The following is a 1,372-nucleotide window of genomic DNA, read 5'->3' as shown; positions in this document are numbered from 1 at the left end:
GGGAAACATGCCCCATCTATAAAATCGGTTACGTCAGTAACCCAGGGGCTCGACGGGCATGTTCACTTCAAACGGTCCCGTACATCGGATTTCACACCCTGCGTGGCTACACCGCTACACCAATAACCTGTCGGTTCAGATGGCCTTCAGCTGTGCACCCTCAGGTATCACTCCGTCCTTCAGATAGCGCCATAGCGCAATCGCGAGGCGCCGTGCCACGGCGACAATCGCGATGCGCCGCGCACGGCGGTTCGCTCCCGTACCCTGCGTGCGCTGGTTGAACCAGTGCGTCAGCGCGCTGGCCGGCTGGTAGCGCAGCCAGGTCCACGCGATCTCGATCAGCAGGGCGCGCACCCGTCGGTTGCCTTGTTTGCTAATCCCCTGGTCCAGGTGGCTCTCCCCGCTGTCGTAGGGTTGCGGCACCAACCCTACGCACGCACCCACCTGGCGCCGGTTGCTGAACTCCCTCCAGAACAGTTCCAGCGCGAGGCGCGACGCGCCCACTTCGCCAATGCCCTTCAGGCGCGCGAGGTCATCACTTCGCCTGCGCGCGTGCGCCGGCACCGCGGCCTGCCGCGTCTTCTCCAGCGCCGCGAGTTGCTGCGTGACGAGCGCCAGCCGCTCACACTCCCGCAGCAGCCGCTCACGCAGTTCGGGCGGTAGCGGCGCGCCATCGTGGCACCGCACCTCGTTGTTGACGAGCCGGTTGGCGAAGCCCTTGTGGTCGAGCTCATCCCAGCAGCCGAGCGTGGCCAGCAGTTTGCGCATGCGGTCGCGATGCTGAAGTACTTCCTTCTGCAGTTCCCCGCGATCGCGCATCAGCTGGCGCGACGCCTCGTCCTGCGGTGACGGCACGTGTACGACGTGCATGCGGTCCCGCTCGCCGCGCAGCCACGCGCGCAGGTTGATCACCAGTTTGATGGCATCGAGCCGGTCGGTCTTCGCACGCCGCTTGTGGCGCTCGACCGGAATGCTTGCCGGATCGACCACGTAGCACTCGATGTGGCGCGCCTGCAGCGCGCGGCAGATCCAGAATGCGTCCTGACCGGCCTCGTAGCTCACGACGATGCGTATGTCCGTCGGTAGCGACCACTTCTGCCTGTGCGCCTCGATCAGGTCGAGCACCGCCTGTAGGCGCGCCGCAGCCTGGGGCTGGGCGACCGTATGCACAGCCGGCTTCTCGCGCCGGCCGTCGTGCAGTGCGACCTTCCACTTCGCCGCAGCGAGCTCCAATGACACCGCCAGCACTGGTTCTTCAGCACCCGTCGTGAACGACTGATCCGTGCGCATGATGTTCTCCATTGAACAGGACTCGACGCGCTGATTCTACATATCAGTTCGCCGGCGAGTCCCCTGCCCACATAGGATCTAT

Annotated in this window: 1 protein-coding gene; it reads right to left on the bottom strand. The window is 65.1% G+C overall.

Features of this window, described 5'->3' with window-relative positions; all coding sequences use genetic code 11:
• Positions 1 to 135 precede the first annotated feature (135 nt).
• Positions 136 to 1,290: an IS110 family transposase gene (locus P3T40_RS44925; protein WP_429274095.1), complete on the bottom strand. Its 1,155-nt coding sequence runs from the start codon at positions 1,288 to 1,290 to the stop codon at positions 136 to 138.
• Positions 1,291 to 1,372: the final 82 nt, after the last annotated feature.

The sequence above is a fragment of the Paraburkholderia sp. EB58 genome, assembly GCF_050436665.1.
Lineage (GTDB): Bacteria > Pseudomonadota > Gammaproteobacteria > Burkholderiales > Burkholderiaceae > Paraburkholderia.
Note: the sequence above shows the minus strand (reverse complement) of the source record. Positions and strands in the feature narration are given on the sequence as shown.

Coding starts and splice junctions, on each gene's coding strand:
- P3T40_RS44925 (WP_429274095.1), bottom strand. CDS start 1,290: ATGCGCACGGATCAGTCGTTCACGACGGGTGCTGAAGAACCAGTGCTG.